Source organism: Exiguobacterium sp. s181 (genome assembly GCF_018617125.1).
GTDB classification, from domain to species: domain Bacteria; phylum Bacillota; class Bacilli; order Exiguobacteriales; family Exiguobacteriaceae; genus Exiguobacterium; species Exiguobacterium profundum.
In genome coordinates this window covers 808,924-829,816 of record NZ_JACSJM010000001.1, presented here as the reverse complement: position 1 = coordinate 829,816, position 20,893 = coordinate 808,924, and the positions used below count along the sequence as shown (strand labels likewise).

21 protein-coding genes and 1 other annotated feature are annotated in these 20,893 nt (G+C 47.1%); of the genes, 7 read left to right on the top strand and 14 right to left on the bottom strand.

Annotation, left to right across the window (positions count from 1 at the left end; genetic code table 11):
- The first annotated feature begins 145 nt into the window (after window positions 1-145).
- Window positions 146-745, top strand: a complete 600-nt coding sequence (gene rpsD, locus KNO70_RS04295) for a 30S ribosomal protein S4 (RefSeq protein ID WP_031423120.1) — start codon at window positions 146-148, stop codon at window positions 743-745.
- A 35-nt stretch (window positions 746-780) separates the two neighbouring features.
- Here rpsD and KNO70_RS04290 read toward each other — a convergent pair whose 3' ends face one another.
- Window positions 781-1,407, bottom strand: a complete 627-nt coding sequence (locus KNO70_RS04290) for a GTP pyrophosphokinase (RefSeq protein ID WP_214683959.1) — start codon at window positions 1,405-1,407, stop codon at window positions 781-783.
- Window positions 1,408-1,503: 96 nt separating this feature from the next.
- Window positions 1,504-2,751: a tyrosine--tRNA ligase gene (gene tyrS / locus KNO70_RS04285; protein ID WP_078147201.1), complete on the bottom strand. Its 1,248-nt coding sequence runs from the start codon at window positions 2,749-2,751 to the stop codon at window positions 1,504-1,506.
- A gap of 47 nt (window positions 2,752-2,798) precedes the next feature.
- Window positions 2,799-2,996: a binding site (T-box leader), on the bottom strand.
- Window positions 2,997-3,165: 169 nt separating this feature from the next.
- Here tyrS and KNO70_RS04280 point away from each other — a divergent pair.
- Window positions 3,166-5,625 (top strand): transglycosylase domain-containing protein, encoded by a 2,460-nt coding sequence (locus tag KNO70_RS04280; protein WP_214811289.1) that lies wholly within the window; start codon window positions 3,166-3,168, stop codon window positions 5,623-5,625.
- A 40-nt stretch (window positions 5,626-5,665) separates the two neighbouring features.
- On the opposite strand, the gene acsA is transcribed toward KNO70_RS04280, so the two are convergent.
- Window positions 5,666-7,372, bottom strand: coding sequence for an acetate--CoA ligase (gene acsA / locus KNO70_RS04275; protein WP_074036486.1), 1,707 nt, complete (start codon window positions 7,370-7,372; stop codon window positions 5,666-5,668).
- A gap of 155 nt (window positions 7,373-7,527) precedes the next feature.
- On the opposite strand from acsA, the gene KNO70_RS04270 reads away from it, so the two are divergent.
- From KNO70_RS04270 to KNO70_RS04260, 3 genes are read left to right on the top strand one after another with little or no spacing between them, the layout of a single operon-like run.
- Window positions 7,528-8,157 carry a GNAT family N-acetyltransferase gene (locus KNO70_RS04270; RefSeq protein WP_078147204.1) on the top strand — a complete coding sequence of 210 codons (630 nt, stop codon included), beginning with the start codon at window positions 7,528-7,530 and terminating at the stop codon, window positions 8,155-8,157.
- 11 nt (window positions 8,158-8,168) lie between these two features.
- Window positions 8,169-8,801, top strand: coding sequence for an acetoin utilization AcuB family protein (locus KNO70_RS04265; protein ID WP_012726747.1), 633 nt, complete (start codon window positions 8,169-8,171; stop codon window positions 8,799-8,801).
- Entirely contained in the window at window positions 8,798-9,967 is a 1,170-nt protein-coding gene (locus KNO70_RS04260) for an acetoin utilization protein AcuC (RefSeq protein ID WP_078147205.1), read from the top strand. Before KNO70_RS04265 ends, KNO70_RS04260 begins: the two co-directional genes overlap by 4 nt.
- Before the next feature lie 49 nt (window positions 9,968-10,016).
- On the opposite strand, the gene ccpA is transcribed toward KNO70_RS04260, so the two are convergent.
- The 4 genes from ccpA to KNO70_RS04240 form a co-directional block, all read right to left on the bottom strand.
- Window positions 10,017-11,030 (bottom strand): catabolite control protein A, encoded by a 1,014-nt coding sequence (gene ccpA / locus KNO70_RS04255; RefSeq protein WP_074033452.1) that lies wholly within the window; start codon window positions 11,028-11,030, stop codon window positions 10,017-10,019.
- Window positions 11,031-11,157: 127 nt separating this feature from the next.
- Window positions 11,158-12,249 (bottom strand): bifunctional 3-deoxy-7-phosphoheptulonate synthase/chorismate mutase, encoded by a 1,092-nt coding sequence (locus tag KNO70_RS04250; RefSeq protein ID WP_078147206.1) that lies wholly within the window; start codon window positions 12,247-12,249, stop codon window positions 11,158-11,160.
- A 132-nt stretch (window positions 12,250-12,381) separates the two neighbouring features.
- Entirely contained in the window at window positions 12,382-12,933 is a 552-nt protein-coding gene (locus KNO70_RS04245) for a YtxH domain-containing protein (RefSeq protein WP_078147207.1), read from the bottom strand.
- 25 nt (window positions 12,934-12,958) lie between these two features.
- Window positions 12,959-13,471, bottom strand: coding sequence for a DUF948 domain-containing protein (locus tag KNO70_RS04240; RefSeq protein ID WP_012726752.1), 513 nt, complete (start codon window positions 13,469-13,471; stop codon window positions 12,959-12,961).
- Between the two features lie 169 nt (window positions 13,472-13,640).
- Between KNO70_RS04240 and KNO70_RS04235 the strand changes: the two genes are divergently transcribed.
- Window positions 13,641-14,753 (top strand): aminopeptidase, encoded by a 1,113-nt coding sequence (locus KNO70_RS04235; RefSeq protein ID WP_012726753.1) that lies wholly within the window; start codon window positions 13,641-13,643, stop codon window positions 14,751-14,753.
- A gap of 42 nt (window positions 14,754-14,795) precedes the next feature.
- Here KNO70_RS04235 and KNO70_RS04230 read toward each other — a convergent pair whose 3' ends face one another.
- The 6 genes from KNO70_RS04230 to KNO70_RS04205 all read right to left on the bottom strand — a co-directional run bounded on the left by KNO70_RS04230 (window position 14,796) and on the right by KNO70_RS04205 (window position 19,281).
- Window positions 14,796-15,248 carry a Dps family protein gene (locus tag KNO70_RS04230; RefSeq protein ID WP_012726754.1) on the bottom strand — a complete coding sequence of 151 codons (453 nt, stop codon included), beginning with the start codon at window positions 15,246-15,248 and terminating at the stop codon, window positions 14,796-14,798.
- A gap of 96 nt (window positions 15,249-15,344) precedes the next feature.
- Window positions 15,345-16,652 carry a UDP-N-acetylmuramate--L-alanine ligase gene (gene murC, locus KNO70_RS04225; RefSeq protein WP_012726755.1) on the bottom strand — a complete coding sequence of 436 codons (1,308 nt, stop codon included), beginning with the start codon at window positions 16,650-16,652 and terminating at the stop codon, window positions 15,345-15,347.
- 85 nt (window positions 16,653-16,737) lie between these two features.
- Window positions 16,738-17,445 carry a hypothetical protein gene (locus tag KNO70_RS04220; protein ID WP_214811286.1) on the bottom strand — a complete coding sequence of 236 codons (708 nt, stop codon included), beginning with the start codon at window positions 17,443-17,445 and terminating at the stop codon, window positions 16,738-16,740.
- Window positions 17,446-17,499: 54 nt separating this feature from the next.
- Window positions 17,500-18,114: a YtpR family tRNA-binding protein gene (ytpR, locus tag KNO70_RS04215; protein WP_078147943.1), complete on the bottom strand. Its 615-nt coding sequence runs from the start codon at window positions 18,112-18,114 to the stop codon at window positions 17,500-17,502.
- Between the two features lie 54 nt (window positions 18,115-18,168).
- Complete coding sequence (locus KNO70_RS04210) at window positions 18,169-18,963, bottom strand: DUF1444 domain-containing protein (protein ID WP_078147209.1); 795 nt, start codon at window positions 18,961-18,963, stop codon at window positions 18,169-18,171.
- Window positions 18,964-18,969: 6 nt separating this feature from the next.
- Window positions 18,970-19,281 (bottom strand): thioredoxin family protein, encoded by a 312-nt coding sequence (locus KNO70_RS04205; RefSeq protein ID WP_012726759.1) that lies wholly within the window; start codon window positions 19,279-19,281, stop codon window positions 18,970-18,972.
- A 115-nt stretch (window positions 19,282-19,396) separates the two neighbouring features.
- Here KNO70_RS04205 and KNO70_RS04200 point away from each other — a divergent pair, with 115 nt between their 5' ends.
- The gene (locus tag KNO70_RS04200; RefSeq protein ID WP_012726760.1) at window positions 19,397-19,729 is read left to right on the top strand and encodes a hypothetical protein; all 333 of its coding nucleotides are present in this window, start codon (window positions 19,397-19,399) and stop codon (window positions 19,727-19,729) included.
- A gap of 34 nt (window positions 19,730-19,763) precedes the next feature.
- On the opposite strand, the gene KNO70_RS04195 is transcribed toward KNO70_RS04200, so the two are convergent.
- A complete protein-coding gene (locus KNO70_RS04195; protein WP_078147210.1) occupies window positions 19,764-20,780 on the bottom strand; it encodes a PTS sugar transporter subunit IIC in 1,017 nt (338 codons plus the stop codon).
- Window positions 20,781-20,893 lie beyond the last annotated feature (113 nt).

Here is a 20,893-nt window from a genome sequence, read left to right as displayed (position 1 = left end):
CTTTCGGGCCTCGACTTTTGTCGGAGGGGCATCTCGTAGCTTCGCTATCAAGTGAAGGTGCTTGCACCTAGAAAGGGGCGTTACTCGTCTTTGACACCGTTGTTCTTTTGTGCAAAATACATGAACAACAAGGAGGAGTCCAATCATGGCTCGTTACACAGGTCCAGCTTGGAAACTCTCGCGTCGCTTAGGCATCTCGCTTAGCGAAACGGGTAAAGAATTAGCAAAACGTCCTTACGCACCAGGTCAACACGGAAATGGTCGTAAGAAAATCTCAGAATACGGTCTTCAGCTTCAAGCGAAGCAAGCACTTCGTCACATGTACGGAGTGAACGAGAAGCAATTCCGCCGCATCTTCAACGATGCTGGTAAAATGCCAGGCATCCACGGTGAGAACTTCATGTTCTTGCTCGAATCACGCCTTGACAACCTCGTTTACCGTTTCGGCCTCGCTCGCACACGTCGTGGAGCACGCCAACTCGTCAACCACGGTCACATCACTGTTGATGGATCACGCGTTGACATCGCGTCTTACCGCGTAAAACCAGGTCAAGTCATCGCAGTTCGTGAAAAGTCGAAAAACGTAAAAGCAATCGCTGAAGCACTTGAAGTAGCACCAGCTACAAAAGACTTCGTATCGTTTGACGCTGAGAAACTCGAAGGTACATTCGTACGTCTCCCAGAACGCGCTGAACTCAACGACCAAATCAAAGAGCAACTCATCGTCGAGTACTACTCACGTTAATGCTTTTTATCCCCTTCTTCACGAAGGGGATTTTTTTATTTCTTCAAAATCTCTTGTCGAATGCGTCCCATTTGCGTATCGAGGGCATCCGCCATGAGTGACGCTTCAATCAGCTCTTCTTTCGATGAATCTGGTACTTCATGCTGATATTTATATTGAAGCTTATGTTCCGTCGCCGCCCAAAAATCCATAGCAAGTGTCCGAATCTGAATCTCCGCCGGTACCCAAATGATTCGTTCGGCCAAGTAGACTTTTGTTTTCACGATGAGATGTAAGCTTCGATACCCGCTCGGTTTTGGGTATTTAATGTAATCTTTTATTTCGATGATATCTAAATCATCTCGCGCCTCTAGATGACGCAAAATCTCATATATGTCATCACGGAAGCTCGTGACAATCCGAATGCCCGCCACATCGTGCACATGCTCCCAAAGTGCCGAAACCTCTAAAGGTAAGTCTTTCCGTTTCATCTTACGCACGATAGACGGCAATGTCTTCATCCTCGTCTTCACATGTTCGATCGGTGAATACCCCAGTCTCGTCTGCCAATCCAAGTCGATGATCCCGAGGTCGCTCTCGAGTTCCGTGATCGCCATTTCATAATACCGAAAGTGTTCACGCCATTGATGGAACTGGTCGCCGAAAAATTCTTCTATCTCCATCGTCATTCCTCCTATCTCCCCATTTTAGCAAATCCGAACCGCACGTCATGTATAAAAAAAGTCCATTCCTCAACAAATAAGGAACGGACAGGATGTTTATACGTGACGAATCACAAAGTACTTTTTCTTACCGCGGCGAATGATGGTGAATTCACCGAGCGTGTCTTCGCGAGTGACGACTTTATCAAGTGCTTGTTCGCGTTCACCGTTCAAGTAAATCGCGCCGTTCGTCACGTCTTCACGTGCCTGACGTTTCGATGGTGAGATGTTCGCCTCGACGAGGAGGTCGACAAGGTTGCGTTCACCGTCAAGTTCGAATTGCGGCATGCCTTTAAACGCATCTTCCATATCTTCCGGTTGAAGCGACGTCAAATCTCCGCTAAAGAACGCTTTCGTGATGCGCTCCGCTTGTTCAAGTCCTGCTTCACCGTGGACAAGCTTTGTCATCTCTTCTGCGAGTCGGCGCTGTGCCACGCGCTTTTCAGGCGCTTCTGTCACTTCGGCTGCAAGTGCCTCAATCTCTTCATGCGACATGAACGTGAAGTATTTGATGAACTTGATGACATCTGCATCGTCGACGTTGATCCAGAACTGGTAGAACTCATATGGCGACGTCTTATCCGCATCTAACCAAACTGCACCGCCCGCTGTCTTCCCGAACTTTTGTCCGTCCGACTTTGTGACGAGTGGCACGGTGAGACCGAACGCTTTTTCAGAGTGACCAAAGCGACGAATCAATTCAAGACCTGCCGTGATGTTCCCCCATTGATCACTTCCACCGACTTGAAGACGACATTTCTCTGTCTCGTATAGTTTCAAGAAGTCGTAAGATTGGAGCAACATGTAAGAGAACTCTGTATACGAGATCCCGTTCTCCATACGTGAATCGACAGAGTCTTTCGCAAGCATGTAACTGATTGGGAAATGCTTCCCAATGTCGCGCAGGAAGTCGATGATTGACATCTCTTCCGTCCATTCGTAGTTGTTGCGAATCGTGATCGGGTTCTCCCCTTCAAGTGGAAGGAATCGGCTCAACTGATCCTTGATGCGATCGGAGAAGAGCTTGACCGTATCCAACGTGTTTAGTGAACGTTCATCCGAACGACCAGACGGGTCACCAATCATCCCTGTCGCCCCACCGACGAGCGCGATGACCTGATGGCCGGCCTGCTGGAAACGTTTTAGCGTCAAGATCGGGAGCAAGTGCCCGATGTGAAGCGAGTCCGCTGTCGGATCAAATCCCGTGTATAACGTCGTCGGTTGCTTGAGTTGTTCTTTTAATCCTTCTTCATCTGTCATTTGGTTGACAAGTCCTCGAAACTCTAAATCGTTTAATAGTTCCATTTGTTCCACTCCTTCGATTGACATAAAAAAACGTCCCTTCTCATATGAGAAGGGACGGAGATTCCGCGGTACCACCCTACTTGTCGCAATTTGCGACCGCTTGAGCGAGAGATAACGGTCTCGAACCGGCCCGAAGGCACGCTCTAAAAGTGTAATTCATCGATTGACATTGGCTAGTTCACAGCAACCACTAGCTTTCTGGACAAGAGGCCCGTCGACTACTTCGCTTTCTTCACAGCGTCATTATCTTGTTGACTATGCTATTCATTTTATAAGCATCGATTTCAACTTGTCAACTCTTACAATGAAACTTGCACGAGACTTCGGTTTCGAGGTAAGGTGTAGGTTGAATTGTGCTATAATCGAATATATTACTGTCTAAAATAGTTTTACACCATATTTAAGGAGGCTGTCATGCTGCAGAAGATTCGAGACTTATGGAATAATCCGACGTCATTGAAAGTACGTCGTTATGCCAATGTTATGTATGATGTGTCGTGGAACGTCCTACTCCTGACCATCATTTCTGTTGTACTCATCGGGTTTTTAGGTGCTGGAATTGGTGTCGGATATTTCGCGTCACTCGTCAAAGATATGCCGACCCCGGCTTATAAAACGATGACTGCGCAAATCAATACGTATACATCGACTTCCAATATTTACTTCGGAAGCGGGGAGCGCATCGGGAACTATACGACCGATGAGGTACGAATCCCGATTCCAGTAGAAAAAGTTTCTCCATACGTCGTCGATGCACTACTTGCGACGGAAGATGTCGAATTCTATGAGCACGATGGCGTCGTTCCAAAAGCGACGTTGCGCGCTATTTTACAAGAAGCAACAGGATCTGAAGATCGCACGGGTGGTTCAACGTTGACGCAACAATTGATTAAAAACCAAATGTTGACGAACGAAGTATCTTTCGAACGGAAAGCAAAAGAAATATTACTCGCCCTTCGTCTAGAGAAAGCGATGGACAAAGATGAAATTTTAAACGCCTATCTGAACGTTGTCTCATTCGGACGTAACTCGATGGGACGTAACATTTCAGGGATTGAGGCCGCCGCTCGCGGTGTGTTCAATACTTCGGCAGAGAAATTGACACTTCCACAAGCCGCTTTCCTTGCCGGTATCCCAAAAAACCCATTCTTCTACACACCTTACTATCAAGGTGGCGTCATCAAAGAGGACGTATCGGGTGCGGTTAACCGAATGAAAACGGTATTGAACCGCATGTACGTTGCAGGAAAGATCACGAAAGAAGAATATGATGCCGCTTATAACTACGACATCACGCAAGACTTCATGCAGACTCAGACGAAGCCTCGCGACAAATATCCGTACGTGGTAGACGAAGCAGAACTTCAAGCACGCCAAATCGTAACGGATTATCTATTGGAGCAAGATGGGATTGAAATCAATGAGTTGAGCTCGGAGGAACAGGACTCTGTCCGTTCGACTTATGCGAAGCGTGCTCATAACATGTTGCGTCAAGGTGGGTTCAACATCCGTTTGACATTGGATAAAGAAATTCACGAAGCGATGCAACAACCGGCTAAAAACGCTGGCAACTTCGGACCGAATCAAACGATTAAAGATGAGAACCGCACACTTCCTGAACAAACCTCTTCTGTCATGATTGAGAATAAGACCGGGAAAGTACTCGGATTCGTCGGAGGTCGCTATATCAATGGCAAGACCGACGATTTGAACCGTGCTTTCTGGGCAGAACGTCAAATCGGATCGACTGCAAAACCGATTCTTGTCTATTCAAATGCGATTGAAGCTGGCATGATTACACCTGCCACTCAAATCATTGACGAGGAGTATTTTTATAAGTTCACGGGTCCCGGACAACCGAAGAAACAAGTTCAAAACGAAGGGAAAACGTATCGCGGTGCTGTCACAGTACGCGATGCGCTCAAGCTCTCCTTGAACGTTCCGGCTGTTAAGATTTATGAAGAACGTAACCAAAAACCTGCTGATACGCAGAAATTAGTCGACATGGGGATTCCGGTATCTGAAGGAAACCGTTATGCTTCAGCGATGGCACTCGGTACCGGGGAAGTCAAGCCAATCGATTTGGCCGCCTCTTATGCGATGCTAGCAAATTACGGTGAACACGTGGAACCGTACTTCATCCAAGAAATCGAATATCAAGGTGAAGTCATTTACGAAGCGAAGCCGAAGAAAACGCGTATTTTCACAGAACGTACCTCTTATCTCGTAGTGGACATGCTCCGTGACGTCTACACGTCAGGTACTGCGACATATGCACAATCATTGCTCAGCGTTCCTGGCGATTGGATGGGTAAAACCGGTACAACGAACGATCAACGTGATTCGTACTTGGTCGGGTCGAACCCGAACGTTACACTCGCTGTTTGGTCAGGTTATGATTCACAACGCCTTTCAATGCTAGATGGTTGGGATTATGGACGTTACTATCAACGGACACAGCGCATCTGGTCGCAAACGATGAATCGTGTCTATGCGGATGACCCAGAAGCTTTAGGTGTCAGCGCCCGCTTCTCACAACCTTCAACCGTCACTTCGAAAGACTTCCAAGACTCAGGTTCGTTCTCTGAGAAGAAGAAAGTAGAAGAGAAAGAAAAAGAAGAGGAAGAGAAGAAGAAAGAAGAAGAGGCCAAGAAAGAGGCCGAAGAAGCAAAGAAAGAAGCTGAGGAGAAGAAACAAGAGGCTGCTGCCGATGCTGCCGCTAAGAAAAAAGCTGAAGAAGAAGCTAAACAAAAAGCAGACGCCGAGGCAAAGAAAAAAGCTGAGGAAGAAGCGAAGAAGAAAGCTGAAGAAGATGCTGAAGAAGCCGAACAACAGGCTGAAGAAGAGGCTGATGCTGATGCTAACGGTGAATAAACAAAGGGTCGACACACGATGTGTCGACCCTTTGTTTATCTTAATCTTCCATCGTCGAGAGGTCACCTGTTTCAAGATTCAATTCCCAAGCCTTCAAGACACGACGCATGATCTTCCCGCTTCGTGTTTTCGGCAACTTGTCCTTGAATTCGATCTCACGTGGTGCTGCATGCGCAGCCAATCCTTCTTTGACGAATTGCTGGATTTCTTGTTTTAACTCATCAGACGGTTCATAACCTTTACGTAGCGCAATGAACGCTTTGATGATTTCACCTCGGACCGGGTCCGGTTTTCCGATGACACCCGCTTCAGCCACAGCCGGATGTTCCACGAGTCGACTTTCCACTTCAAACGGTCCGACCCGTTCTCCTGCTGTCATGATGACGTCGTCGACCCGACCTTGGAACCAGAAATAGCCGTCTTCGTCCATATAAGCAGAATCACCTGACACATACCAATCTCCCCAGAAGTAACTCTCATACTTCGCATCGTTCTTCCAAATCTTCCGCATCATCGACGGCCAAGGCGTCTTGAGTGCCAAGTTCCCCATTCGGTGTGGTGGAAGTGGTTGACCCCGGTCATCCAAAATAGCCGCTTCGCAACCTGGGATCGGTTTCCCCATTGAGCCCGGTTTGATGTCCATCGTCGGATAGTTACAAATCATCATCGCACCGGTCTCTGTCATCCACCACGTATCATGGATTCGAAGATCAAATGCTTCGTGTCCCCAACGAATGACTTCTGGATTTAGCGGCTCACCGACGGATAAAATATGACGAAGTGAAGACAAATCATACTTCTCAAACGCTTCGTCGCCAGCGCCCATGAGCATGCGGAACGCCGTCGGGGCACTATACCAAACTGTCACGCCAAACCGTTCAATGACCGAATACCAAAATTCAGGATTGAAGCGTCCACCAACGATGACGTTTGTCGCACCATTTAAGAAAGGCGCAAAAATACCGTAGCTCGTCCCCGTCACCCATCCCGGGTCAGCCGTGCACCAGTAAATATCATCCGGTTGAAGATCGAGTACCCATTTGCCGGTCATCATATGTTGAATCATCGCATTATGGACGTGGAGAACCCCTTTTGGTTTTCCTGTTGAGCCCGATGTATAGTGTAAAATCAGACCGTCTTCACGGTCGACCCACGTCAATTCGAGATCTGTCGTCGCATCGTTCGCCAGTTTACGATAATCGAGCACCTTTTCCGACTCTTCGACATCGTCCCCAACGAGTAGAATGGTCTCTAAATGAGGCAACTGATCGACCGGAATGCGCGGCAACAGTTCTTTCGTCGTCACAATCACTTTCGCTTCCGAGTCGAGCAAACGGTCGTGAACCGCCTGTTCCATGAACGCCTCAAAGAGAGGACCGACGATGGCCCCTCGTTTGATTGCACCGAGCAAAATAAAATAAAGTTCTGGCTGACGTGGCATAAAGATAAAGACGCGGTCGCCTTTCTCCACACCAATCGACTTCAGAACATTACCAGAACGATTACTTTCTTTCTTCATATCCGCATACGTGTACCGCTCTTCTCGATCCCCATCGAAATAAAGCAGTGCCACTTTTGTCGCCAATTCACTTTCCGCATGGCGATCGATGGCTTCATATGCCAAATTGACTTTCCCCGTCAAATTCCATGAAAACAATGCTTCTGCTTGTGTCCATTCAAACGACTGACAAGCCTCTTCATACGACGCTAATTGATGTTCCCCTGTTAACGCTTTCAATTTTTCCATCGCTAAAGATTCGCCTCCCCTGTAAAGATTGGTATAACCACTTTCAGTATAGTGTTAAAATTATGACAAATCAATGAATTTCCAATTTCATCAAAACAGGATGATTCCAGCTTGATGAAAGCGCTATAATAAGAGATGGAAAAGGTGGTGACCCTATGGAAAAACAATATCATTCAAAAGTGTGGCAGACCTCACAAGGTGACGTCACGATTGATGGTCCGGTGGCGCCTGACGTGTTACGGACGTATCGTCTTGATGAAGGATTGACAGCTTTTCGTGAACCGGAAGATCAGCACGAAGCACTCGTCGATATTGCTGGGTTAAAAGAAGGAAGAATCATCGTCGCCAGGCAAGACGATCTCGTGATTGGATACGTGACTTTCCTCTATCCTGACCCGTATGAGCGTTGGAGTGAAGGAAACGACCCATACATCCTTGAACTCGGGGCAATCGAGGTGAGTCCTCGCTTCCGTGGTCAACGAATCGGGAAACAATTACTCGAAGTATCGATGATGGACCCACATATGGATGACTTTTTGATTTTGACGACCGAATATTATTGGCACTGGGATTTGAAAGGTAGTGGACTCTCGATTTGGGATTATCGAAAAGTCATGGAGAAGATGATGAATCACGGTGGACTTGTTTTCTTCCCGACAGACGATCCTGAGATTGCCTCCCATCCTGCCAACTGTTTGATGGCTCGTATCGGAAAAAATGTACGACAAGAATCAATCGACCATTTTGATTCACTTCGTCTTCGCCGACGATTTATGTACGACTAAGGAGGGATTTCATGTTAATCGAACAGATGATGAATCGACATGTCGTGACGATTCAACCGACCAATACGATTGCCCATGCCGCAAAATTAATGCGTGAACATCGTGTCCGACATTTGATTGTGACAAATCCCGCTCGACAAGTCGTCGGGATTGTCGGCCAATTCGAGATGAGTGGTGCGACGAGCGTCTTTCATCCCGAAAGTGAAAACGCAGACTTTCAAAACCCTGTATCGAGCATCATGCGATCCGAGGTACCGACAGCGCATCCATTCGATTTCTTTGAAGATGCAGCTGCCTTGTTTTACGAAAACCGGCTAACCTGTCTCCCCATCGTCGAACAAGGGAAACTCGTCGGTGTATTGACAGAGACCGATTTATTACGTTACTTCGTCCAATTGACCGGCGCACTCGAACCAAGTTCGCAAATCGAGATCCTTGTCGAAAATACGACCGGTACACTTGAAAAAGTGACCCGACTCCTCGCCAAAACAAACGTCAATATCATCAACGTCTTCGTTCATCCGACGAGCGATCCGTATAAACGTATCATCTCTTTCCGCGTCCAGACGATGAACCCGCTCCGAATCATCGAACGGTTGAAACGTGAAGGCTATGATGTCCTCGGTCCGGAGATGTCGCGATGAGACCGATTTACATATTTGGCGAAGACGAGACGTCTTATCGCTTTCATGAGGATCACCCGTTCAATCCGTTACGACTGGAATTAACGACATCGCTATTGATTGCAGCCGGAAAACTGTCCAAATCGGAATGTGTATCTCCGCCACTCGCTTCGGTTGAAGCGTTAGCGCTCGTTCATGACTTTGACTACATCGAAGCCGTACAAGCTGCGGGGGCAGGAGAACTTTCCACGCTGAAAGCGAATAAGTTTGGTCTCGGTACGGAAGACACCCCTATCTTTCCGACGATACACGAGGGAGCCGCACGGCTTGTCGGTGGGACGATTCATGCGCTCGATCTAGTTGCGAGCGGCAAAGCAGAGCGCGCCTTCCATGTTGGGGGCGGTCTACATCATGGAATGCGGCGCAAAGCATCAGGATTTTGCGTCTATAACGATGCGGCCGTCGCCATCGCACATGTGAGAAAACAATACGGGTCGCGCGTTCTCTATGTAGATACGGATGCGCATCATGGGGACGGGGTCCAATGGCTCTTCTATGACGATGATGATGTGATGACTTTATCCATACACGAGACAGGTCGCTATCTCTTCCCGGGTACCGGAATGGTGACAGAACGAGGTAATGGGAAAGGATACGGCTACAGTTGGAACGTACCAGTCGATGCGTTCACCCAAGATGACTCATTTTTGACTTGCTATGAGACCGTTTTACGTGAAGCGTGCGAATGGTTCAAACCTGATATCATCCTGACTCAGAATGGTGCGGATGCCCATGTCTTTGATCCACTCACCCATCTCGCATCAACGATACGGACGTTCGAACAAATCCCGCAGATTGCCTCACGCCTGGCCGATGAATATACAGACGGCCGTCTCGTCGCACTTGGTGGCGGCGGCTATGACTGGTATCGAGCCGTTCCTCGCGCCTGGGCACAAGTGTGGGCCGGTCTGACGAGAGAGACACCCTATGCCGGAGATATCCCGACCGAGTGGATTGAGCAATGGTCCGATGTCGCTGGTCAACCGTTACCCACTCGGTGGGACGACTCTCTTTACGCGTTTGATCATATCCCGCGGCGTCAACAAATTGAAGAAAAGAATTGGGAAGTCACGAAGCGTGCCTTTTGGCCGTTCATCTCGAATGATCGAAAATCGATTTATTTATAAATAAAGCTGCCCGTTCATCTCAAAAATGGATGAACGGGCAGCTTTTCTTTTAGTCCTGACGAAGCGAGTCACGGCGTTCGATTCGGTGAGGAAGCACGACGTTTTTCTCTTCGATTTCTTCCGCGTTCAAAATCTTAGTCAAGAGACGCATCGCGACGGCTCCGATATCGTACATCGGTTGAACGACCGTCGTCAACTTCGGACGAATCATCGTCGCGAGACGCGTGTTATCGTGACCGACGACTTCAAAGTCGTTTGGAACCGAGTAACCTGCATCTTGGATCGCGTGGATGACACCGAGTGCCATCTCATCCGTCCCCGCAAAGATGGCTTTCGGGCAATCATCTCGCTGCAACATTTTTTGCATCGCCTCGAGACCAGACGCATACGTATAATTTCCAAGAATCATATCGTTATCATGGAATGGAAGACCTGCATCTTCAAGCGCGCGACGGTATCCAGCGAATTTCTTCTCGCCATTGATTTGTTGTTCGAGCGGTCCAGTGATAAATCCAACACGATCATGTCCGTGGTTGATCAACATCTGAGTCGCGTCATATGCGGCTTGTTCATAATCGATGTTGACGGCAGGGAGATCATATCCTTGGTTCAACGTCGCTGCGAGAACGATTGGAACCGGTGATTTTTTGAACTCTTCGACGAGGTCTTCATGCAAACGTCCACCCATGAAGATGATGCCGTCCACTTGCTTCCCTAACAACGTATTGAGTAAATGCACTTCCTTGTCACGACTCGAATCCGAGTTACCAAGGATGATGTTGTATTTGTACATCGTCGCCACGTCTTCAATGCCTCGTGCCAAATCAGCAAAGAAGATGTTCGAGATATCCGGTACGATGACACCGACCGTTGTCGTTTTTTTACTCGCAAGTCCACGCGCGACGGCGTTCGGACGATAACCAAGACGGTCAATCGCATCCTGTACTTTCTTGCGTGTTGTCGGTTTGACGTTCGGGTTTCCGTTGACGACACGAGAAACGGTTGCCATTGACACCCCGGCTTCTCGTGCGACATCGTAAATCGTTACGTTGTTACTATTCATAAACTACTCCTCCTACAAGTCCTGATTTTCAAAAAGTTTTCATAAAACATCTTAAAAAAGGAAGACAGGTATCTGTCATCCATTTACCCTGTCTTCATGCGATATAAAACGTTTCCATTTGGAAAGCTTACTTTTTCACCAAATCAAGTCGGGGAAACTGGACGGTGAGTCCTTCCACAAATTGATCGAATTGATCGAAGTCCAATTGTTGTTGCGCATCCGATAATGCAATGGCAGGATTCGGGTGCACTTCTACCATCACACCGTCAGCTCCGATGGCAAGGGCCGCTTTTGCAGCCGGTAACAACAAGTCACGACGACCCGTCGAATGCGTGACGTCTACCATGACAGGTAGATGCGTCTCTTGCTTCAAAATCGGCACAGCCGTGATGTCCAACGTATTACGTGTTGCTCGTTCATACGTTCGAATTCCCCGCTCGCATAAGATGACTTGGCTGTTCCCGCTCGCCATAATGTACTCTGCCGCATAAATGAACTCTTCGATTGTAGCGGATAATCCGCGCTTCAACAAGACCGGTTTGTCTGTCTTCCCGACTTCTTTTAACAAATCGAAGTTCTGCATGTTGCGAGCCCCGACCTGAATGATATCGACATATGGTAACGCCGATTCCACTGCGCCGGGAGTCATGATTTCCGTGATGACTCGTAGGTCGTGTCGGTCAGCTGCTGTCTTCAACAGCTTCAATCCTTCAAAGCCTAAGCCTTGGAAATCGTAAGGAGACGTACGCGGTTTATAAGCACCACCTCGCATCACTTTAACTCCCGATAATGCAAGTTTTTCTGCGACCGCATTCACTTGTTCAAACGATTCAACGGCACACGGTCCCGCAATCAATTGTGGACGCCCGTTTCCGATCGTCACGTCCTTCACGTGGACCAACGTGTCTTCCGGTTGACGCTTCCGCGAAACGAGAAGCGTTTTATCACGGTCTTCCCCTTGTAATTCAGCAGACGCTTTAAAGACTTCTTTAAAGATATGTTGAAGACGTGACGTTTCAAACGGTCCTTGATTTGAAGCGGCGATAAAATCGAGCATCTCGCGCTCGCGGACGGGATCATAACGTTCGACGCCTTGAAGACGTTTGATTTTTCCAATTTCGACGGCAAGTGTACCACGCCGACTTAGCAAGTCGAGCATTTCATGGTTCAATTCATCCATTTCTCGACGTAATCGATTCAATTGATCTTGTGGACTCATAGTTTCCCTCACATTCTTAAGCCGTTCTTTCCAGATTCCTAATTATATCGAACTTTGTGCGCTTTGTCATAAGGAAACCTTCTACGTCACAAAATCACCAAAAAAGGACCGAATGCATTCGGCCCTTACATGTCATTCATTTTTTTTAAGGTCTTTCTTCAAATCATTGAGTTCTTCTTTCGATTCCTCATCAAGCAACTCATTGACAGGTGCTTCGAGCGAATCGTTTGATTCAGAATCCGATGCGTTCGATGGATTTGCCTCTTCTTCAGCCGCACGGTCCATCTGTTCTTTCACTTCCGATTCCGCTTCCGCGACGAGCTGATCCGCTTTCTCCATCGCCTCTTCAATCGAGAGTTCGTCCTCATCGATCTGTTGCTTTAATTCTGCTGCCTCACGCGCCTTATCTTTTACGATATTGAGGACAGGTGCCGCCTTATCGCTCGCCACTTTAATCCATTCCCCAACGACCGGTTCTGCTTTCTCACGCATTTCTTTCGATTTGACAGTCAGACGTTCTCGCGATGTTGACGTCTTCTCGTCAAGGTACGTTCGAACTTCACGTCCGTTTTTCGGTGATGTTAAGAGGGCAACCGCTGCTCCGACAATCCCTCCGAGGATGACACCCGTCAAAAATCCGCTACTTGATTGATTCTGTTCTGTTAATTGCTTTTGGTCTGTCATGTGTGAGTTCCTCCCCGAAATTTAGTTATTTGATTGTATCGTCCGTTTGAATCAAATCAGGTGATACAGGTGTTTCTGCTTTCTTTTCACGTCGTGTACGGCGACGTGGACGTTCTTTTGAAGCAGATGCTTCCGGCTTGTTCTTCTTGAACAATTCGACCGCAACCGACCCCCATCGGACGGCTTGCGCAATCTGTTCTTTGTTTTCGTCTGCTGCCGAGTGGACAGATGTCGAGACGGTACGAACAGACTCGGTCACCTCGTTCAATGATGTCCCTAACTCATCAAGCGCATGAGCGACGGGTGCGAGCAATTCTGTTTTTTCTTCGACGTTGTCCACGAGACGGTTCGTCTTATGTAAGAGCGCCGTCACTTCCATTGTGATTCCATCGAGCTGGCGTTCTAAATTTTCGGTCGTGTTGGCGACGCTTCCGAGTGTACGGTTTACATTCGACAATACACGCGCCAAGAAGATGACGAGTACGACAAACGCGAGCGCCGCAATCAGGCCAGCGATGCCTCCTAATGTGATCTCCATTCAATCCATTCCTCCTATTCAATCGTTTCTTGTTTCATTATAGCACCATTATGACTGAAAAGATTTGCTACAACCGTTTTCGCCATTGGGTCTGATTATTCCTTTACCCGTTTTTATGTTTTCGATTACACTAAAATAGAAATTCATAAAAATAATTAGGGGTGATCGTGTGAGAGATCCAAGAATTACACAGTTAGCAGACGGTTTAATCAATTATTCCGTCAAGCTACAACCGGGGGAAAAGGTACTGATTGAGAACTTTGGCGTCGAGGAGTCGCTCGTTGAGGCACTCGTCGAAAAAGCATATGAGGCAGGCGGACACCCATTCGTCTTGTTGAAAGAGAGCCGTATCTTACGTAAGTTATATACGGGCGCAAGCCGAGAGCAACTCGAACTCATGGCCGACATCGAGCGTAAACAGATGCAGGCAATGGATGCCTATATCGGCTTACGTGCTGGTGATAACATCAACGAACTCTCTGACGTGCCGAGTGAGCAACAAAAACTCGTCGGTGCCACTCTTGGGAAAATGCATACCGAAGACCGGGTCAAAGGAACTAAATGGGTCGTCCTTCGTTATCCATCTCCATCGATGGCGCAACTTGCTGGAAAATCGACAGAAGCGTTCGAAGACTTCTACTTCAATGTATGTACGCTCGATTACGGAAAGATGGACCGTGCAATGGACGGATTGGTCGAATTGATGAACAAGACGGACCGTGTCACGTTGAAAGGACCAGGAACGGACCTCTCGTTCTCCATAAAAGATATTCCGGCAATCAAGTGCTCGGGTCAAATGAACATTCCAGATGGTGAAGTGTTCACAGCACCGGTAAAAGACTCGGTCAATGGCGTGATCACGTACAATACGCCATCTCCATACCAAGGATTCACATTCGAGAATGTGAAGTTGACGTTCAAAGACGGGAAGATTGTAGATGCGACGGCTAATGATACAGAACGAATCAATGAAGTGTTCAACACAGATGAAGGAGCCCGTTACGTCGGTGAGTTCGCAATCGGTGTGAACCCATACATTCAACATCCGATGAAAGATATCCTCTTCGATGAGAAAATTGACGGCAGCTTCCACTTCACGCCAGGTCAAGCGTATGATGAAGCCTATAACGGCAACAACTCATCTGTCCATTGGGATCTTGTCAACATCCAGCGCCCGGATTACGGTGGCGGCGAAATTTGGTTCGACGATGTACTCATCCGAAAAGACGGACGTTTCGTCATCGATGCCTTGCTTCCGCTTAATCCAGAAAACTTGAAATAACATAAAAATGGTGCGCCTGACAAAGGCGCACCATTTTTATGTTTATAATTTTGTTTTCTTCCCGAGGGCTGCAGACATCATCCAAATTTCTTTTTCGAGTCGTTCGATATGAGAGACGAATGTATCTTCAATCGCCTCATCGCCATCCTCAAATTTCTCCATCGCATCTTGCATCTCTTGACGGATTTGTTTGAAGTCACTGATGATGTCTTTAATCATCTGATCTGTCTCGGCATGACGATCGCCTTCTTTTAACGTCGAATGTTCAAGATACTCTTTCATCGTCGCAAACGGTTCGCCGTCATTCATTAGTAGGCGTTCTGCCACGTCATCATAAAGTTCTGCCACTAGATTATAGAGCTCTTCTAGTTTTTCATGGTACGTGAAGAAGTGCGGTCCACTGATATACCAGTGATAATTATGAAGTTTCACAAACAGTAATCCATAGTTCGCTACTTCTTTGTTCAATGTGTTGAGCGCAACTTGACTAGCCATTCCTAACATCTCCTTTGTCATATTCATCGATATTACTATTACCGAGATTTTGGATGGCTAAACATTAAAAAGAGAGACTTTCGTCTCCCTTCACACTTATGCTTCAAGTTTTACAACTTCTTCATATTCGCGCTGATACGTTTGAATATCACCGGCACCCATGAATAAGAGCACGGCATCGGCATGGTTGCGTAACACGCCTGTACCACCACGTTTTAAAATATGCGCGCCTTCGATTCGTGATTGGAGGTCTTCGATCGTGACCGTTCCTTCCTGCTCACGTGCTGAACCGAAAATATCACATAAATAGACAGTGTCTGCTTCGGCCAATGCCGTCGCAAAATCATCCATGAATGATTTCAAGCGTGTATACGTGTGTGGTTGGAAAATCGCAACGACTTCTCGATTGCCATACTTTTTCCGAGCCGCTTCGACCGTTGCACTGATTTCCCGCGGATGATGCGCGTAGTCATCGACAAGCACTTGGTCGTTTAACGTCGATTCACTGAATCGGCGTTTTACACCATTGAACGTCTCAAGACGTTCTTTCACCAATTCTTTCGGCAAGTTCTCGTAGTCGCATGTCGCAATGACAGCGAGCGCGTTCAACACGCTGTGGTCTCCATATCCAGGAATTCGGAACGTTCCGTAGAAGTCATCACGCAAAAAGACATCAAATGTCGTTCCATTTTCTGTCGATGTGACCTGTTCAGCACGGAAATCATTGTGCGCCCCGAAACCATAATAGACGAGCGGCACGTTGGCTTGAATCTGTTGAAGATTTTCGTCATCGCCACAAGCAATGATTCCTTTCTTCACTTGTTTCGCCATTTCTTGGAAAGCGTCAATGACGTCATCAAGTCCAGAGAAATAGTCCGAATGGTCAAAGTCGATATTCGTCATAATCGCGTAGTCTGGACGGTAGTATAAGAAATGACGCTTGTACTCACAAGCTTCGAAGACGAAGTTTTTCGAATCCGCCACTCCTTCTCCCGTGCCATCGCCGATTAAGAACGATGTCGGTTCGATTCCACGCATGACGTGTGCAAGCAATCCCGTCGTTGACGTCTTCCCGTGTGACCCAGTGATGGCGACACTCGTGTAATGGTTCGCGAGTTCACCTAAAAACTCGTAATACTTATAAATCGTCAATCCGAGTTCACGTGCACGCACGATTTCTGGATGATCATCACTGAACGCGTTTCCTTGCACAACGATTTGGTCTTCCGAAATATTTTCAGGATCGAATGGCAAAATTTCAATCCCTTTACGGTTCAATGCTTCTTCTGTAAAAAATGCTTTTTCAACGTCCGACCCACGGACCTCATTGTTCATATCAAATAAAATTTGAGCTAAAGGACTCATGCCCGTTCCTTTAATTCCGACGAAGTGATAACGGTTCATCTGTAAATAGCCCCCCTAATTCATTGCGGCTCGTCAAAATGCGACAAACCTTTGTCATTATAGCAAAACTCACAGAGTCGTGCTATTACAGATTATTGTTTTTTTGCGCAAGTCGTCGGCTGCGGTACATCGCCATGCGATCTTTTGGCGTCATCATCACATTTACAGGCGGTTGATCCGCTTTAAATGAGACTTGAACCGCTGATGTCAAATCTGTGGCAGATGGCACTTCTTGCTGTTCAGATGGTGTTTGTAATCTTTCTGCAATCTGCTCAAGCGACGAACCGATTTGTTCCGCCGATTCGTCAATATCTAGGTCAGTATGAGGAGTGGCATCTTGATGAGCCTCTACGACCGTCTCCTTTTTTGAACGGGATAAATCCGTTGATTGCATAAAAATAGATGAAAAGCCATTATCTAGAATCGAAACTTCACCAGGAATCGGTTTTTCTTCCATTTCCATTTCCTCGGAAATCAGCTCGTTGGACTCTTTGCTCCATTCAGGTTCAGAGACGGGTTCAGTAGATGACTCTTGGATTGGCTCTTCCGTCGTAGAATGAGTAGATGCCATCTTTGAATCATACGCATCTCTCGTTTCAGGAGAGTGTTCGACCGGAAGGACAATCTTTGGTTTCGGACGAGCATATCCATAAATCGGCGACGGGACGTCTGACGGAATAAATTCCTCGGTTACCTCTACCTTTGGCGGAGGGGAACCTTTTTGTCCTTCTTTCGACAGTTCTCGTTTGATTCGCTCTGCTTGTTGCTTCAGTGAACGTTCATATGCATCCATACTTGATTCCTCGCTTTTTCACTCAATCCATATTTAACAAAAAATCGGTCGAATTTAGCGACCGATTTTAAATGCTGTACCTACTTCATATTCGTCATCTAATACTAAAATCCCTTTTTCTTGCGGGGCGTTCGGAAGGTTTAATTCACGGGCAGAACAAATCATCCCGTGTGAACTTTCACCACGGAGTGCAGACGGACGGATAATCAAACCAGTCGGCATCACCGCACCCGGTTTTGCGACAACGACTTTTTGCCCTGTTGCCACATTCGGTGCGCCACATACTATTTGAACAGTCCCTTGGTCGATTTGAACTTGACAGATTGACAGTTTGTCAGCGTCCGGGTGTTTTACTGCGCTTTCAACATACCCGACGACAAACTTCGGCGTCACGTCAACCCATGAAAAGTCCTCTTCAATCCCGTTATCATTTAAGATAGATTGCAACTGTTCCACTAATTCGACTGTCAACTCAACAGGACCATTCCATCCTGTCACATCAACATGTTGACTTGCTTGAAACAGGTTGTACCCGTTCACTTTTCCGTCTGCCGACTTGACGATTGCCACGTCTCCCGTCCGCTCGACAGATTGATGATGTCGTTCTCCTTCTTTTAACAACACCATGAGTACATCACCGATTCCTTCTCGGTTATAAAACACATTCATTTGCATACGTTCCTACGTCCCTTCTTTCAAACTCATCTCACTTATTTTATCAGATTATGTGTTCGATGGCGGGGTCTTTTTTCCGACAATGAAAATCGGTTCAAGTTCCCCCGCCACATAGTGAAAGGCGAGTGCAGTGACGGGAATTCGACCATTTGTGAAGAAATCAAACATCAGTTGCTGCATCGCATCATATCCTTGGTCATTTCGAATGTCCGCAACGATCATCACATCCTGATGCGGGACACCGACGAGCATATCCCCTTCAATCCGTCGTTCCATCAGCCGAAGAAACTCGTCATTTAACACACGAGATGCCTCGTAGCCATCACGAGTTGATAAGAAGTAGAATGGGTTTCCAGCCACTTCGTCTTGTTTCATCTCGGTCGGTAGTTTTTTCACATTCTCACGGGCGATTCGCTCGATGCGGTCGAGCGTCATTTCATCCGAAAGGTGGCGTTCTTCAATCAACCGATATCCGTTTCCACGGTCCAGCGCATAAAAAATCGCGGTCTCGGCCGTGTGCGGGGTGAATGCAAGTGCTTCTCCATTTTTTGTCGTCTTCGAGAAAGAGTTCGAACGAATGACCGGATAGATGGCATCTTCATTTCCGGTGAGGGAGATTTGATCATCCGCCTTCATCGCTGATTCGATATACTCGATGACTTCATCGACGGCAACCGTACCGCGTGTCTTAGCCTTTGCCACAATCGGCGCAAGGCGGATATTGACCCCAAAACGGTCAGATTTCCGCTCGACGCGCAGTACCTCATTCTCACGGTCGTAAGAAGTACGGTATTCTTCATTAAAATGCGATTCTAGATAACGTCTTAACTCATTCCGTTCCATAAAGGCTCACCCTAATCCGTTCAAGAAAGCTTCAACCTGTTCCGGCGTCTTCCGTTCACGACCGACGTAGCGATCAACCTCATTGCCATTTTCAAACGCAACAAAGCTTGGGATGCCAAAAATATCAAGTTCTTGCGCAAGTTCCATGAACTCGTCACGATCGACGTAATAGAACGTCCATGCTTCAAATTTCTTCTCGATTTCCGGCATGAATGGGTCAAGGAATCGGCAATCTCCACACCATGTCGCCGAAAACATAAGGACACTTTTCGCTTCTTTTGCTTCGATATATTCTGCCATTGTTGATAGTCGTTTCATGATTATCACTCCTGTTCGTTTTTTCCTCACTTATAATAGCATAAGTCAAGTCACACATTCTGCTCTGCTGTTTGTTATAATCAAAGCCGAAACTAGTTGAAACAGGTGAAGCTGAATGAAATTAACACGCGAAACGTTAAACCCTGAAATGAAGCACCCTCTTGAACAGATGGTCGGTGTATTTGGAATGCTTGCCATTTTGCGATACGGCTACTTGTTTATTGACACTGATAAAACGAGACTAGAGATCTTGATTTGGCTCGTTGTCGGTTTCGCCGTCATTTATGTGCTCGAAAAATATCTCAAGAAATTGGCACGTCACTTGCCCATCGTTCGAAAGCGTTTCTTGATCCCCATTTACGTGATTGTGCTCATGTTATTCTTAATCAGTTTCCGAGTCCCTCGTGAGACGGTTGAGTCCGTGAAAATGTGGTTCGGAATTGGATGAAAAAGAGCAACGTTCCTCGAAACGTTGCTCTTCATTAATAATCAATTTTTAAATCATTCGGTTGAATCCGACCGGTTCTTCGCAAGACTACGTATACCGCGTAACTCAATAAGGCTGGTCCAATTATGAGGAAACCAAAGACGACGAGAAAGGTATACCAGCTAAAGCCCATCGTTTCAAGCATGACAATCGGGCCGACGAGCCCACTTGTTCCCATGCCTGCCCCCGCAGCGACACTTTCCAGTTCAAACAACAGAATCGCGATTGGAGCCAATACAGCCCCGGCCATTGTTGGCGGAAGAAGAATCCAAGGGTTTTTCACAATGTTCCCGACTTGAAGCATCGAGGTGCCGATTCCTTGAGCAATCGCCCCACCGACCCCATTATCACGATAACTCGTGATGGCAAACCCAATCATCTGAGCCGCGCAACCGACAGTCGCTGCTCCAGCAGCAATTCCGTTCAAACCGAGCATCAATGCGATGGCAGCACTTGAAATCGGTGCCGTTAACGCAAGTCCCATCAATGTCGCGACGACCACTCCCATGAACAACGGCTGTTGCTCCGTGCCCCATTCAATCCAACCACCGAGTTGCGTCATAAATAAGCCGACATACTTGCCGATATACGTCGCAGTGAGGTAGCCTACGGCAATCGTTGTGAACGGCGTCACTAAAATATCTAGTTTCGTCGATTTAGAGACAAGTTTTGAGACTTCGACCGCAAGAATCGTCGCAACGTAACTTCCTGCCGGTCCGAACTCATATCCAAACGCCCCGATAACGAGCGCGGAAAACAAAATGAGCGGCGGCGCCTCTAACGCATAGGCGATGGCAATCCCGATTGCCGGTCCGGTCAAACTCATGGCGACATCCCCGATTTGAATCAACGTGGCACTCATCCCTGTGAATGTCGTTCCTTCGAGCTGACCTCCGATCGTTTTTATGATCAGACCGATGATTAACGTACTAAACAAACCAAGTGCCATATAACTTAGCGCCGTCACAAAATAAAGCGACGGGCTCAATGAGATTCCTTTTTTCTTGAACATAACATATCCTCCTTACACTTATACAGGTGTCTTGTCATGAGTAACATACATGTATAAACACCTTTATCAGTATAAGACGTTTTCATGAAATAGCAAGAACATCCATAAAAAAC